The following is a 12,935-nucleotide window of genomic DNA, read 5'->3' on the forward strand; positions in this document are numbered from 1 at the left end:
CATGTTCGATCACATTGCCGATGCCATCAAGGCGCCCGATTTCGTGCGGCTTGAGCGCAACCTGTACGTCGCCCGCTTCGAGACGATGAAGGTGTATTCCACCCTGACGGCGGTCGAACGGCTGCTGGCCGCGGGCACCGTCCGGCCGGGCGACACGCTGCTGGACAGCTCCAGCGGCATCTATGCCTATGCGCTGGCCCTGGCGTGCCACAAGTTCGGCATGCGCTGCCGCATCATCGCGTCGCGCACCGTGGACCGCGCGTTGATGGTGCAGCTCGAGCTGCTGGGCGCGCAGGTCGAGCAGGTGCCGCCGTCGGCCACGCTGAAGCTGGACCAGGGCATGCGCGTTGCCCGCATCCGCCAGATCCTGGCCGACGAGCCGGGCGTGCACTGGATGCAGCAGTACCACGACGACATCCACTACGCAGGCTACGAGCCGGTGGCGGCGTGCATCGCTGCACTGCTGGAGACCGACCGGCTGAGTCTTGTGGGCGGAGTCGGCTCCGGCTGTTCCACGGGTGGCCTGGCCAGCGCGCTGCGCCGCACCGACCCGACAGTACAGCTGATCGGCGTGCAGCCGTTCGGCAGCGTCACGTTCGGCTGTGCCCATGTCGACGACCCGGGCATCGTCATCGCCGGCATCGGCACGGCCATCCCGTTCCGCAACGTGCGCCACGAGCTGTACGACCAGATCCACTGGGTCGGCTTCGACCATGGCCTGGCCGGCGCCGTCGCGCTGCTGCGCCGGCATGCGGTATTCGCAGGCCTGTCGAGCGGTTGCTGCTACCTGGTCGCCGCGCGCGAGGCCGCGCTGCACCCCGAACGCAACGTGCTGTTCGTCGCCCCCGACACCGGCCACCGCTACGTCGATGCCGTGTTCGCCCACCACCGCGACGCGCTGCCCATTGAGTCGCTGCGGCCGCGCGAGGTGACGACATGCGGCGAACTGGCCTTGCCCTGGTCGGCGATGGCATGGCAGCGCCGTCCCGCCACCGATTTCCCCAACTGACAGGAGCATCCCCCATGGCACACCTATTGATGATCGAAAGCTGGGTCGGCGGCACCGGCCGCATCTTCCCGCAAACGATCGCCGGCGCCGGCCACCAGTACACCTTCGTCACGCGCAACCGCGCCCACTACTCGGACGGGCCCGACGCGCCGGCGCACCCGGTGCTGGCCCATGCGGCCAACGTGCTGGTCACGGAGACCAACGACGTCGCCGCGCTGACGGCCTTCCTGCGCGCCCAGCATCGCCTGCTGCGCTTCGACGGGGTGGTGACGATCTGCGACTACTACATCGACACCGTGGCGCAGGTGGCGCGCGCGCTGGAGCTGCCGCAGGCATACCCGGACAATGTGGCGGCCGTGCGCCGCAAGCACCTGGTGCGCGCCGCGCTGGAGCGGGCCGGCCTGCCCAACCCCGCCTACCGCGTAGTGGATTCCTGGCCAGCGGCGCGCGAAGCGGCGACGCAGATCGGCTACCCGCTGGTGCTCAAGCCGTCCGACCTCGCGTCCAGCGCGTTCGTGCGGCTGGTGCACGACGAGGCCGGCCTGCATGCGGCGTTCGCCGCGCTGGAGGCGTTCCCGGTCAACTTCCGTGAACAGGCCCGCGAGCCCATGTGGCTGCTGGAAGAGTACATGACGGGTGAGGAGATCAGCGTCGAGGCCTGCACGCACGGCGGCGTGACGACGATCGTCGGCATCACGGACAAGAGCGTGACGGGCCAGCCGTACTTCATCGAGGACGGCCACATGTTCCCGGCACGGCTGGACGAGGACGTGGCCGCCGCCGCGCGCGCGCTGGTCACGGCGGCGCTGCAGGCGGTCGGCTTCGACCACGGCATCAGCCACACGGAGGTGAAGCTGACCCCGCGTGGCCCGCGCATCGTCGAGATCAATCCGCGCCCGGGCGGCAACTACATCGCCGAACTGATCGAGCGGGTCACGGGGATCGGCTTCCTGGCGGCCCAGGTCGACCTGGCATTGGGCCGGCGGCCCGACCTGACGCCGCGCGATACCGGCGTGCGCAGCGCCGCGATCCGGTTCCTGGTGCCGCCACGGGCCGGGCGCCTGCAGGCGATGACGGGGCAGGAGCAGGCGGCCGCGGCACCGCACGTGGTGCGCGCATCGTTCGGCGCCTGGGACGGCCGGGAACTGCCCGCGCCGGTGGACAATGCGTGCTACCTGGGCCACGTGATCGCCGTCGATCCGCTTGGCCTGGACGCGCGCGCGCATGCCGACGCCGCGCTCGCGCAGGTGCGCCTGCGCTACGCCGAGCAAGCGGGCCCGGTGGCCGACGCGCCGGCGGACGTGGCGGCGCTGCTCGCGGCCGTGCAGGACGGCGCATTCGGCGCCGATCCCGCGACCCTGCACGTCACCGGCGCGGCATGGATCGCGCAAAGCACCCGCTTCCCCGGCACCGCGCAGACCTATCGCAATTACTACCTGCTGCTGCGCGTGGGCGCCGCGTTCGGCGCCTGCTGCGTCGAGGCGGCCGACCTGGATGCCGACATCGCCCCGGCGCTGGCCGGCGCCACGGTGGCGACGCTGCTGCGGGATGACCGGCTGCCGGTACGGATCGCCGCGCTGGACGCCTACCTGAACGCGGTGGCGCCGCAGCGCGAGGCCGCAGACGCGCAAGTGCTGATGCTGCCGGCGGGCGCGCCGCCGCTGCGTGCGATGGCGCGCGACCAGGCCATCGCCAGCCTGGTGCCGATCGCGCCCGGCCAGCGGGTCGGCCTGATCGGCGTGGTCAATCCGCTGGTCGAGGCGATCGAGCGGCAGGGCGGCATCTGCCTGCCATGCGACTTCAACATGACACGCACGCAGGGCGGCCTCGAGGTCGTGCGCGACATGGGACCCGTGCTGGAGCAGGCCGACATCGTCATCGCCACCGGCATGACGCTGTCGAACGGCAGCTTCGACACGATCCTGGCGGCCGCGCGCCGCCGCGCCATACCGCTGATCGTGTTCGCCCAGACCGGCAGCGGCATCGTGCCGCGCTTCCTTGGCCACGGCGTCACGGCGGTATGCGCCGAACCGTTCCCGTTCTCGCAGTTCTCGGCCGAACCCACGCCCGTGTTCCTGCATCGCCGGAACGCGGCATGAGCGTGCCGGCCGAGCTGAGCGACCGGGCGCGGGCGCGCGGGCTGAACGCGCTGCTGGTGTACACGTTCCTGATGGTGTCCGGCTTCGCGATGTTGATGCCGCTCGTGACGGTGCACTTCGTCAGCAACGCCGGCCTGGCCGCGGCAGCCGTCGGTGGCGCGCTGGCGCTGCGCCAGGTCACCCAGCAGGGGCTGGCGCTGGCCGGCGGCATGCTGGCCGACCGCTTCGGCGTACGGCCGATGATCTGCCTGGGCGTGCTGCTGCGGGCCGCCGGCTTTGCCAGCCTGGCGTTTGCCCGCGAGCCGGTGGGGCTGTGCGCCGCGATGGCGCTGGCGGCCCTGGGCGGCGCGCTGTTCGAGGCGCCGTACCAGGCTGCTATCGCCGCCCTGACGACGGAACAAACGCGGCCGCGCTACTACGCGCTGAGCAACTGGGTCAGCGGCATCGCCAGCACGGCCGGGCCGCTGATCGGCGTCGCCCTGCTGCGCTTCGACTTCCAGGCCGTATGCCTGGCTGCGGCGGGCTGCTTCGCGCTCAACTGCGTCATCGCGCTGCTGCTGTTGCCGCCATTGCGGGCGGAGGCGCCGCAACCGGCCGCGCGCCGGCTCGGCCTCGTCGCCCGCGACCGGCCGTTCCTGCTGTTGACGCTGTTGATGATGGGGTACTGGTTCGTGGCCGTGCAGATCAACATCAGCTTTCCGCTGCTGGCCGAGCGCCTGGGCGGCAACCAGGACAGCGTGGGCATCATGTTCGCGTTGAGCGCCGCGCTGACCGTCCTGCTGCAATACCACCTGCTGCGCTGGGCCGAGCGGTGGCTGGCGTCGCGCCAGATCCTCGTGCTGGGCGTGACGATCCTGGCGCTGGGCGTGGGCGCGGTGGCGCTGGCGGGATCGTTCGGCGCGCTGCTGGCCTGCGTGGCCGCGTTTTCCCTGGGGGCGATCCTGGTGCGGCCCACGCTGCAGAACCTGATCGCCAGCATGGCCGACCGCCAGGCCCTGGGCACGTTCCTGGGCTTCAGTTCCCTCAGCCTGGCATTGGGTGGAGCGGCAGGCAACGTGGCCGGTGGCTGGCTGTTCGAGTCGGCCGGCGCCGCCAGGTTGCCGCAGCTGCCCTGGCTGCTGTTCTGTGCCGTCGGGCTGGCCACCGCATTCGGCCTGGCGCGGCTGGTACCGGCGCGGGAGGCGGCATGAGGCGCGTCATCGGACTCTGCGTCATTGCCGCCGCCGTGTCACTGGCCGGGGCGTGGCTGCGCGCGGCGCCGCCGGCACCCGCCGCGGCAAAGGTAGCGGCAACGGCGGCGGCAACGGCGGCGGCCGGGCCACCGGTCCTCGTCGCCACTGTCACGCCCGTGCGGCGGGATGTACCCATCGAGCTGCACGCCAGCGGCACGGTGACGCCGGCCAGCGCGGTGGTCGTGCACGCGCGCGTGACGAGCCGCATCGTGCGCGTGCACGTCGCCGAAGGCGGCTTCGTGCGCGCAGGTCAGCTCATGTTCACCTTGGACGGCCGCGCCGCGCAGGCCGCGGCTGCCGCGGCGCGGGCCCGCGTGTTGCGCGCCGAGGCTGTCGTGGCGGATCTGGAACGGCGCCATGGCCGTGCTGCGGAACTGCTGGCGAGCCGCTTCCTGGCCGCGGGCGCCGTCGACACGCTGCAAGGCGAGCTTGCGGCCGCGCGGGCGCAGTTGCTGGCCGAGCGCGCGGCGTTGCAAGGCGCGCTGGTGGATGCCGGGCATCACACGATCCAGGCCCCGATGGCCGGCCGGGTCGGCGCCATCGACGTGCATCCGGGCGCGCTGGCCGGACCGGACCGGCCGCTGGCGACGGTGACACGGCTGGACCCGATCGACGTCGCCTTCGCGCTGCCGGAAAGCGCCGTGGCCGACGTGCTGGCCGCACAGCGGCAGGGCACGGTCGCCGTGCAGGCGGGCGCTGTCCCCGGTATGCTGCGCTTCGTCGACAGCCGGGTCGACCCGCAGGCGGGGGCGATCCTCGTCAAGGCCCGCTTCGACAACCGCGCCGGCGCGCTCTGGCCGGGCCAGTACGTGGCCACGCGGGTGACGGTGGGGGTGCTGCGCGACGCGCTGGTGATCCCCTACGCGGCCGTCGTCACGCGCGCGGACGGCACGTTCGTCTATGTCGTGCAGGCGGACGGCACGGCCGCGCGCCTGCCCGTGCGCGCCGTGCATGCGTTTGGCGCCAGCGTCGCCATCACGGGGCTGGCCGGAGCCGAGCGCGTCGTCACCGAGGGCAAGCAGCAGCTGCGGCCGGGGGCACGGGTGACCGTGGTGGAAGGGGGCGCGACGTGAGCCTGGCCGGATGGTGCATCGGGCGCCCGGTCGCGGTGCTGCTGCTGACCTGTGCCGTCGTGATCGCCGGGCTGGCTGCGTACCGCCAGATTCCCGTGGCGGCGCTGCCCAGCCACGAAGTCCCCGTCATCAGCGTGCAGGCCAGCCTGCCGGGTGCAAGTCCCGCCACGATGGCGGCGTCGGTCGCGCTGCCGCTGGAGAAGGAGTTTGCCGCCATCGCCGGCGTGACGCTGATGACGTCCACCAGCACGTTGGGCGCCACCGCGCTGACGCTGGAATTCGGCCCGCGCACGGACATCAACGCGGCGGCCGTGGACGTGCAGGCCGCGTTGCTGCGGGCCCAGCGCGCGCTGCCGCGCGACATGACGGAGCTGCCGTCCTACCGCAAGACCAACCCCGCCGAGGCGCCGGTGCTGTCGATGGAGCTGACCTCGCCGTCGCTGGACCTGGCGCAGCTGAACGATTATGCGGAAAACCTGATCGGGCCGGCCTTGTCCGGGCTGCCCGGCGTGGCGCAGCTGGCCGTGCTGGGGCAGAAGCGCTTCGCGGTACGCGTGCGTGTCGACCTGGCGCGGCTGAAGGCGCGCGACCTGACCACCGACGAGCTGGCGGCGGCCCTGCAGGCCGCCACCAGCCACGCGCCGCTGGGCGTGCTGGACGGCCCGCAGCAGACGCTGGTCATCCAGGGCGGCACGCAACCGCTGCGCGCCGCCGATTTCGCCGGCCTGGTCGTGGCCATGCGCGCCGGCTTGCCCGTGCGGCTGGCCGACGTGGCGCAGGTGGAGGACAGCTGGCAGTCGGTGCGCTCGGCCAGCAGCTTCAATGGCGAACGCTCGATCGTGCTGCTGCTGTACCGCCAGGCCGGCGCCAACACGCTGGACGTGGTGGCATCGGCCCAGGCGGCACTGGCGCGGATGCGCGGCCAGCTGCCGGCATCGGTGGCAATCCACATGGTCAACGACCGCTCCGTGCCCGTGCGCGCGGCCCTGCACGACGTGCACGTGACGCTGGTGCTGACGATCGGGCTGGTGGTGCTCGTCATCGCGCTGGCGCTGCGGCGCGCCGCCGCCACGCTGATTCCCGCCGTCACGATCCCGGTGGCGCTGCTGGGCGCGCTGGCCCTGCTGTACTGGTTGGGCTACAGCCTCGACAACGTCTCGCTGCTGGGCATCACGCTGGCGGTGGGACTGGTGGTGGACGACGCCATTGTCGTGCTGGAGAACATCGTGCGCCATGTCGAGGAAGGCGCCGGCGTGCGCCAGGCGGCGCTGGCGGGCACCCGCGAGGTGACCGTCACCGTGCTGTCGATCTCGGCCACGCTGGTCGCCGTGTTCATGCCCGTGTTCTTCATGCCGGGCGTGATGGGGCGGCTGTTCCACGAGTTCGCGGTGGTGGTCGGGCTGGCGGTGCTGGTCTCGGCGCTGGTGGCCCTGACCTTGGTCCCCATGCTGGCCAGCCGGCTGCTGCCGGGCCGGCGGCCGTCCATGGCAGGGCGGCCGCCGGCGCCAGACCGGCTGGCCGCCGCCTATGCCCGCTCGCTCGACCTGGCACTGCGCCACCGTGGCGTGGTGCTGCTGGCGGCGCTGGCCACGCTGGCATTGTCGGTGGGGTTGTACACGACGATGCCGCAAGGGCTGCTGCCGGACGAGGACCTGGGCCAGGTCCGGGTGACGACGGAAGGCGCGACCGACATCTCGCCCGCCGCCATGCTGGCGCTGCACGAGCGCGTGGCGGCGGCGATCGCGCGCGACCCGAACGTGCGTGCCGTGACGTCCTCTGTTTCCGGCGACAATACGGGCAGCCTGTTCCTGCTGCTGCAGCCGCGCGAGCGGCGCGCGGCGCTGCCCGAGGTACTGGCCGGCCTGCGCCGCGCCACGGCGGGCATCGGCGGCGTCGCCGTCTATTTCAAGCCCGTGCAGAATTTCCAGGTGGGTTCGCGTCCCAGCAAGAGCCGCTACCAGTACACGCTGCAAAGCGTCAGCGCCGCGGCGTTGGATGACTGGGCCGAGCGCTTCATCGAGCGCTTGCGCGCCGATGCGCGCTTCGAGGGAGTCACGAGCGACGCGCGGCCGGGCGCGCTCCAGGCCACGCTGGCGATCGACCGCGACAAGGCCGCCCGCCACGGCGTCAGCCTGGCGGACGTGCGCAGCGCCCTCTACGGCGCGTTCGGCGAACGGCAGGTGGGCACGATCCAGGGCACTGCCGGCACCTATGCCGTGCTGCTGGAAGCGGCGCCGGCCGACCGGCGCTTCCAGGAAACGCTGGGGAACGTGGCGGTCCGGGGCAGCGGCGGGCAGCTGGTCAGCCTGTCCGCCATCGCACGCGTGGAGCGTACGGTGGGACCGGTGGCCATCAACCACCAGGGCCAACTGCAGGCCGTGACGCTGTCGTTCAACCTGGCCCCGGGCGTGGCACTGAGCGAGGCGACGGCAGCCATCGACGCGATCGGCCGCGAGATCGGTCTGCCGGCATCGATCGTGACACGCTATGGCGGCGACGCGGCCGTGTTCCAGCAGGCGCGCGGCGACCAGGTACTGCTGATCGCCGCCGCATTGGGTGTCGTCTACGTGTTGCTGGGGATCCTGTACGAGAGCTTCGTGCAGCCGCTGACGATCCTGGCCGGATTACCCTCCGCCGCGGCCGGGGCCCTGCTGACGCTGTGGGCCTGTGGGCTGGAACTGACAATGATCGCCGTCGTCGGCATCCTGCTGCTGATCGGCATCGTCAAGAAGAACGCCATCATGATCGTCGACGTCGCCTTGCAGTTGCAGCGCGGCGGGGCGCTGGCCCCGGCGGTTGCCGTGCGCGAGGCCTGCGTGCGGCGCTTCCGTCCCATCATGATGACGACGGCCGCCGCCCTGATGGGCGCGCTGCCGATCGCGCTGGGACTGGGCGCCGGCGCGGAGTTGCGTCAGCCGCTGGGACTGGCGGTGGCCGGTGGCTTGCTGCTGTCGCAGCTGGTCACGCTGTACGTGACGCCGGTGACCTATGTCCTGCTGGACGGGTTGTTGTCGCCACGGCGGCCTCCAGGGCAAGGCGAGGCCGCGGCGATCGCCATGCCGGTGGCGCTCAAGGCACGGTGACCCGTACCAGGCCCCGGGCGTTCGCCGTGCTACTGGACGTGGTCATCGCGGGCCGGCACAACAAGCGCCGGCCCGCGCCAGCAGCAGCGTGTGCTCGCGCTCGTTGCGCGTCAGTGCGGCGGCCCGCTCGAACTCCAGCCTGGCCTCGTCCAGCCGTCCCAGCTTGTGCAGCAGGTCGCCCCGTACGGCGGGCAGCAAGTGGTAGTGGCGCAGGGCCGGCTCGTCGACGAGGCTGTCGACCAGTTCGAGGCCCGCTTGCGGCCCGAATGCCATCGCCACGGCCACTGCCCGATTGAGTTCGACCACGGGCGAGGGCGCCAGTTGGGCCAGGGCGTCGTACAGCGCGGCGATGCGGGGCCAGTCCGTGTCTTCCGCCTTGCGCGCGCGGGCGTGGCAGGCGGTGATGGCGGCCTGCAGCGCGTAGGGACCCAGCGCGCAGCCGCGCTCGCGGCACAGCGCGTCGGCCCGGTCCAGTGCAGCGAGGCCGCGCCGGATCAGCAGCTGGTCCCAGCGCGACCGATCCTGCTCCAGCAACAGCACCGGCGCGCCCTGGGCATCCGTGCGGGCGCGGGCGCGCGACGACTGGATTTCCATCAGCGCCACCAGGCCGTGCACTTCGGGCTCCCGCAGCGCCAGCCCGGCCAGGATGCGGCCCAGCCGCAGCGCCTCGTCGCACAGGGCCGGGCGCATCCAGTCGGCGCCGGCGCTGGCGGCATACCCTTCGTTGTAGATCAGGTAGATCACCTGCAGTACGGAGGCCAGGCGCTGCACCAGCTCGTGCCCCACCGGCACCTCGAACGGCACGCGCGCTTCGGCCAGCGTGCGCTTGGCGCGCACGATGCGTTGCGCCACCGTCGGCTCGGGCACCAGGAAGGCGCGGGCGATTTCGTCCGTCGTCAGGCCGCCCAGCAGGCGCAAGGTCATGGCGACGCGGCCTTCGGTGGGCAGCACGGGATGGCAGGCGATGAAGACGAGGCGCAGCAGGTCGTCGCCGATCTTGTCCTCGACGGCCCGGTCCAGGTCCGGCGCCGCCTCCTGCAGCAGCCCTTCGATCTCGTACGTCAGCGCGGGTTCGCGCTCCTGTTCCAGCTTGCGGTGGCGCAGCCAGTCGAGCGCGCGGTGCTTCGCCGCCGTCATCAGCCACGCGGCCGGCTTGTCCGGCGTGCCGTTCGTCGGCCACGTTTCCAGCGCGCTGACCAGCGCTTCCTGCGCCATCTCCTCGGCCAGGCCGACGTCGCGCAGCATGCGCGTCAGCACGGCGACGATGCGGGCCGACTCGATGCGCCACACCGCCTCGACGGTGCGGCGGACGGCGTCGCTCATGCGCGCCCGGGCAGGGCGAGTTCGCGCAGCTCGACGGTCAGGTCGGGCCAGCAGGGGAAGGGATATGCCTTCACCCACTCGATCGCCTGCTGCCGCGTGGCGGCCTGGATCAGCCAGTAGCCGGCGATCAGCTCCTTGATTTCCGTGAAGGGACCGTCGATGACGGCGGGGCGGTCGGCGCCTTTGCGGAACCGCACGCGCGTCCCTTGCGCCGTGGCACGCAGGCCTTCGCCGGCCAGCGCGACGCCGGCCTGGATGGCGGCGGCGTTGTGCGCGTTCATGCGCTCGATGACCTCAGGGGCGGCGCCAGGTCGGCTTCGGCGTCGGCATCGGACTTCAGCAGCACCACCCATGGCGTCAGGCGCGGCGCCGCGCCCGTGTCGAAGCCCGTGCAATCGCCGGGACAGCCGGCCACCCGCACTTCCAGCTCGACTTCCCCTTCGCCATCCGCGCGGGGCCAGCCGCGTGCCCACTCCAGCGCCGCTTCGCGCGACGGCACGTCGATCAGGGCGAAACCGGCCACCAGCTCGTCCTCGGGGAACGGGCCTTCCTGGACGGACCAGGCGCCGCCGCGGCAGTGCAGGCGCAAGCCGCGGGCACTGGGATGCAACCATCGGCCGGCCGGTACCGCGTCGGCCAGTTGCGGCGGCGGAAAGCCGGCGTGTTCCGAACCGCCGCCGGCGCGCCGTATCACCATGAATCGCATCCCAATCCTCCTCGTCTCGTCGTCTGTCAGGCCGCCGCGGTCCGCTCGCGCAGGCGCTCCTCCTGTTCGCGCAGTGCCGGCGTCAGTTCGGCACCGAAGTCCTCCGCCTCGAACACGCGGCGGATCTCGATCTCGTCGCCGTCCAGCATGGGCGCACGCTTGACCCACTCGATGGCTTCGTCCATGGACTTTACCTGAATCAGCCAGAAGCCCGCAATCAGCTCTTTCGTTTCCTGGAACGGGCCGTCGATGACGGTGCGTTCGCCGGCGTTGAAGCGCACGCGCGCGCCACGGGACGACGGGTGCAGCCCTTCGCCGGCCAGCAGCACGCCCGCGTTGACCAGCTCCTCGTTGTACTTGCCCATGGCCTCGAGCAATTGGGTGGACGGCATCTTGCCCGCTTCCGAATCGGCGCTGGCTTTCACGATGATCATGAATCGCATGGCGCTCTCCTTATTGCTGGGTGCCGCCAGGGTTGCAGATCTGGTGCTTCGATGCCTCGATCGCTTCTTCCACGCTGAGGTCGCGCAGGTGCGTCGCCAGCGACCACTCATGGCCGAACGGGTCGGTCAGGACACCGTAACGGTCGCCCCAGAACATGTCGGTGACGGGCATCTTGGTCTTCGCCCCCGCGTCCAGCGCGCGCTGGAAGGCGGCATCCACGTCCGCCACGTTCAGGTGCAGCGTGACGGACGTGCCGTTGCGCGACAGCGGGCCCAGGCTGTCCCACTCGGGGTACTCGTCGCACAGCATCACCTGCGCGTCGCCGATGCGCACCATGGCGTGCATCAGCTTGCCGCTGCCGTCCTGTGCCGGCATGCGTACCTGCTCTTCGGCGCCGAAGGCCTTGCGGTAGAACTCGATTGCGGCGGCCGCGTCGCGGCACACGATGTGCGGGGTCAGCGAATGGGTGACGTTGGGGATTTTGTTGTCGTTCATCATCAAGCTCCTTAAGGTTAGGGAACAGAGCGCCAGTGCAGCTCTCATATTCGACGACGAACGACGGAATTACAAATCGACAGGACGAGAAAAATATTTTTGTGGCTACAGCGCGTCCATTTCGATATGGATGTGCAGGCCACCGCCTTCGCGGTTACTCAGCTGGAATTGCGCGCGGTGCCGCAGCAGGACCCGCTCGACGATCGCCAGCCCCAGCCCGGCGCCGTTGGCCTGGCCGCGCGCCGTGTCGAGCCGCGTGAACGGTTTCAGCAGCTCGCCGATGCGCTCGGCCGGCACGCCCACGCCGTGGTCCTGCACGTCGATGACGACCTGCTTCGACGCATGCATGCCCCGCACCGTGCAGCGGATGTCGATCTCGGCCATGTCGGTGCCGGCCGTCTTGCCATACCGGCGCGCGTTCTCGATCAGGTTGTGAATCACGCGCTTCAGGTCGGTGCCGTTGCCCAGCACGTGGGCGTCCGGCGCGATCTCGGTAGCCACGCGCACGTCCGGCAGCCGGCCTACCTCGTGCGCCACTTCCTGCAGCATGGTGCTGACGTCGACGTTGACGAACGTGGCCGTCTCGGTCGGCTTGGCGAAGTCGAGGAACTGGCCGATGATCGCATCCATCTGGGCGATATCGGACTGCATGCCTTCCCGTGCCTCGCGCGACAGGTCCGCCATCTCCACCTCCAGCTGCATGCGCGTGAGGGGCGTGCGCAGGTCGTGCGAGATGCCGGCCAGCAGCACGGCGCGGTCGGATTCGACCTGCTGCAGGTCGTCCACCATCTGGTTGAAGCTGCGGTTGGCCAGGCGGATTTCCTTCGGCCCCTTCTCGGGCAACGGCTCCGGCCTGCGCCCCTGGGCGATCGCGCGGGTGGCGACCGTCAGGCGGCGCAGCGGCGCATTGATCAGGCTGGAAAGCACGGCGGCGCCGATCAGCGACACCAGCGAGACGACGCCGGCCCAGCCCAGCCACTGGATGCCCGTCAGGCCCGTGATGCGCTCGCGTTCCAGCATCAGCCAGTAGGAGTCGTCGTCGATGCGGAAGCTGACCCAGAAGCCGCGCATGCCGTTGACGCGCGCCGAGAAGCGCGTGTCGGCGCCCAGCTTCGCCTTGACGAGCTTTTCGATGTCGGGCATCAGCGCATTGTCGGGCGGCGGCTCGACCTCGTCGTCCTCTTCCAGCAGGAACACGCGGATGCCTTCGTTCGACACCAGCTCGAACAGCAGCTCCGTGCGCAGCTCGGGCGCCGAGTGGGTCAGCGCGGCACGCGTGATGGTGACGACGGAGATGACCTGGGCCGCCAGCTGCTGGGCCTGCGGCTCGCGCTGGACGAAGCTGATCATGCCGATCCAGGAGCCGAGCGACAGTGTCGTCAGGACTCCCAGCAGCAGGAAAGTACGCCAGAACAGGCCGCTCCTGAGGCCATTCCTCAGGCGGCTGAGCGAAGGACGCTTCATGCAGGGC

The 12,935-nt window shown here is 71.1% G+C and carries 11 protein-coding genes; 5 read left to right on the top strand and 6 right to left on the bottom strand.

The annotated features are described in order from the left end of the window. Nucleotide 1: 1 nt before the first annotated feature. The 5 genes from PX653_RS02630 to PX653_RS02650 are packed head-to-tail and all read left to right on the top strand — an operon-like array spanning nt 2 to nt 8,496. Nucleotides 2-1,009, top strand: a complete 1,008-nt coding sequence (locus PX653_RS02630) for a pyridoxal-phosphate dependent enzyme (protein ID WP_277416395.1) — start codon at nt 2-4, stop codon at nt 1,007-1,009. A gap of 14 nt (nt 1,010-1,023) precedes the next feature. Beyond that, nucleotides 1,024-3,108 (top strand): ATP-grasp domain-containing protein, encoded by a 2,085-nt coding sequence (locus tag PX653_RS02635; protein WP_277416396.1) that lies wholly within the window; start codon nt 1,024-1,026, stop codon nt 3,106-3,108. Continuing rightward, nucleotides 3,105-4,298 (top strand): MFS transporter, encoded by a 1,194-nt coding sequence (locus tag PX653_RS02640; protein WP_277416397.1) that lies wholly within the window; start codon nt 3,105-3,107, stop codon nt 4,296-4,298. Before PX653_RS02635 ends, PX653_RS02640 begins: the two co-directional genes overlap by 4 nt. After that, entirely contained in the window at nt 4,295-5,413 is a 1,119-nt protein-coding gene (locus PX653_RS02645) for an efflux RND transporter periplasmic adaptor subunit (protein WP_277416398.1), read from the top strand. Before PX653_RS02640 ends, PX653_RS02645 begins: the two co-directional genes overlap by 4 nt. Continuing rightward, complete coding sequence (locus PX653_RS02650) at nt 5,410-8,496, top strand: efflux RND transporter permease subunit (protein WP_277416399.1); 3,087 nt, start codon at nt 5,410-5,412, stop codon at nt 8,494-8,496. The genes PX653_RS02645 and PX653_RS02650 overlap by 4 nt, the downstream gene beginning before the upstream one ends. 42 nt (nt 8,497-8,538) lie before the next feature. On the opposite strand, the gene PX653_RS02655 is transcribed toward PX653_RS02650, so the two are convergent. The 6 genes from PX653_RS02655 to PX653_RS02675 form a co-directional block, all read right to left on the bottom strand. Further along, the gene (locus PX653_RS02655) at nt 8,539-9,819 is read right to left on the bottom strand and encodes an RNA polymerase sigma factor (RefSeq protein WP_277416400.1); all 1,281 of its coding nucleotides are present in this window, start codon (nt 9,817-9,819) and stop codon (nt 8,539-8,541) included. Beyond that, nucleotides 9,816-10,100 carry a YciI family protein gene (locus PX653_RS28300; RefSeq protein WP_371876407.1) on the bottom strand — a complete coding sequence of 95 codons (285 nt, stop codon included), beginning with the start codon at nt 10,098-10,100 and terminating at the stop codon, nt 9,816-9,818. Before PX653_RS28300 ends, PX653_RS02655 begins: the two co-directional genes overlap by 4 nt. Beyond that, the gene (locus PX653_RS02660) at nt 10,097-10,525 is read right to left on the bottom strand and encodes a YciI family protein (protein WP_277416401.1); all 429 of its coding nucleotides are present in this window, start codon (nt 10,523-10,525) and stop codon (nt 10,097-10,099) included. Before PX653_RS02660 ends, PX653_RS28300 begins: the two co-directional genes overlap by 4 nt. Before the next feature lie 26 nt (nt 10,526-10,551). Further along, nucleotides 10,552-10,968, bottom strand: a complete 417-nt coding sequence (locus tag PX653_RS02665; protein WP_277416402.1) for a YciI family protein — start codon at nt 10,966-10,968, stop codon at nt 10,552-10,554. Between the two features lie 10 nt (nt 10,969-10,978). Further along, nucleotides 10,979-11,464: a VOC family protein gene (locus PX653_RS02670; protein ID WP_277416403.1), complete on the bottom strand. Its 486-nt coding sequence runs from the start codon at nt 11,462-11,464 to the stop codon at nt 10,979-10,981. Nucleotides 11,465-11,569: 105 nt separating this feature from the next. Continuing rightward, the gene (locus PX653_RS02675; RefSeq protein ID WP_277416404.1) at nt 11,570-12,928 is read right to left on the bottom strand and encodes a sensor histidine kinase family protein; all 1,359 of its coding nucleotides are present in this window, start codon (nt 12,926-12,928) and stop codon (nt 11,570-11,572) included. Nucleotides 12,929-12,935 lie beyond the last annotated feature (7 nt).

The sequence above is a fragment of the Pseudoduganella chitinolytica genome, from assembly GCF_029028125.1.
Lineage (GTDB): Bacteria > Pseudomonadota > Gammaproteobacteria > Burkholderiales > Burkholderiaceae_D > Rugamonas > Rugamonas chitinolytica.

Excerpts from the sequence above, each read along its gene's own strand:
- PX653_RS02645 (WP_277416398.1), top strand. The coding sequence starts at position 4,295 with ATGAGGCGCGTCATCGGACTCTGCGTCATTGCCGCCGCCGTGTCACTG.
- PX653_RS02630 (WP_277416395.1), top strand. The coding sequence starts at position 2 with ATGTTCGATCACATTGCCGATGCCATCAAGGCGCCCGATTTCGTGCGG.
- PX653_RS02635 (WP_277416396.1), top strand. The coding sequence starts at position 1,024 with ATGGCACACCTATTGATGATCGAAAGCTGGGTCGGCGGCACCGGCCGC.
- PX653_RS02675 (WP_277416404.1), bottom strand. The coding sequence starts at position 12,928 with ATGAAGCGTCCTTCGCTCAGCCGCCTGAGGAATGGCCTCAGGAGCGGC.
- PX653_RS02640 (WP_277416397.1), top strand. The coding sequence starts at position 3,105 with ATGAGCGTGCCGGCCGAGCTGAGCGACCGGGCGCGGGCGCGCGGGCTG.
- PX653_RS02660 (WP_277416401.1), bottom strand. The coding sequence starts at position 10,525 with ATGCGATTCATGGTGATACGGCGCGCCGGCGGCGGTTCGGAACACGCC.
- PX653_RS28300 (WP_371876407.1), bottom strand. The coding sequence starts at position 10,100 with ATGAACGCGCACAACGCCGCCGCCATCCAGGCCGGCGTCGCGCTGGCC.
- PX653_RS02670 (WP_277416403.1), bottom strand. The coding sequence starts at position 11,464 with ATGAACGACAACAAAATCCCCAACGTCACCCATTCGCTGACCCCGCAC.
- PX653_RS02655 (WP_277416400.1), bottom strand. The coding sequence starts at position 9,819 with ATGAGCGACGCCGTCCGCCGCACCGTCGAGGCGGTGTGGCGCATCGAG.
- PX653_RS02665 (WP_277416402.1), bottom strand. The coding sequence starts at position 10,968 with ATGCGATTCATGATCATCGTGAAAGCCAGCGCCGATTCGGAAGCGGGC.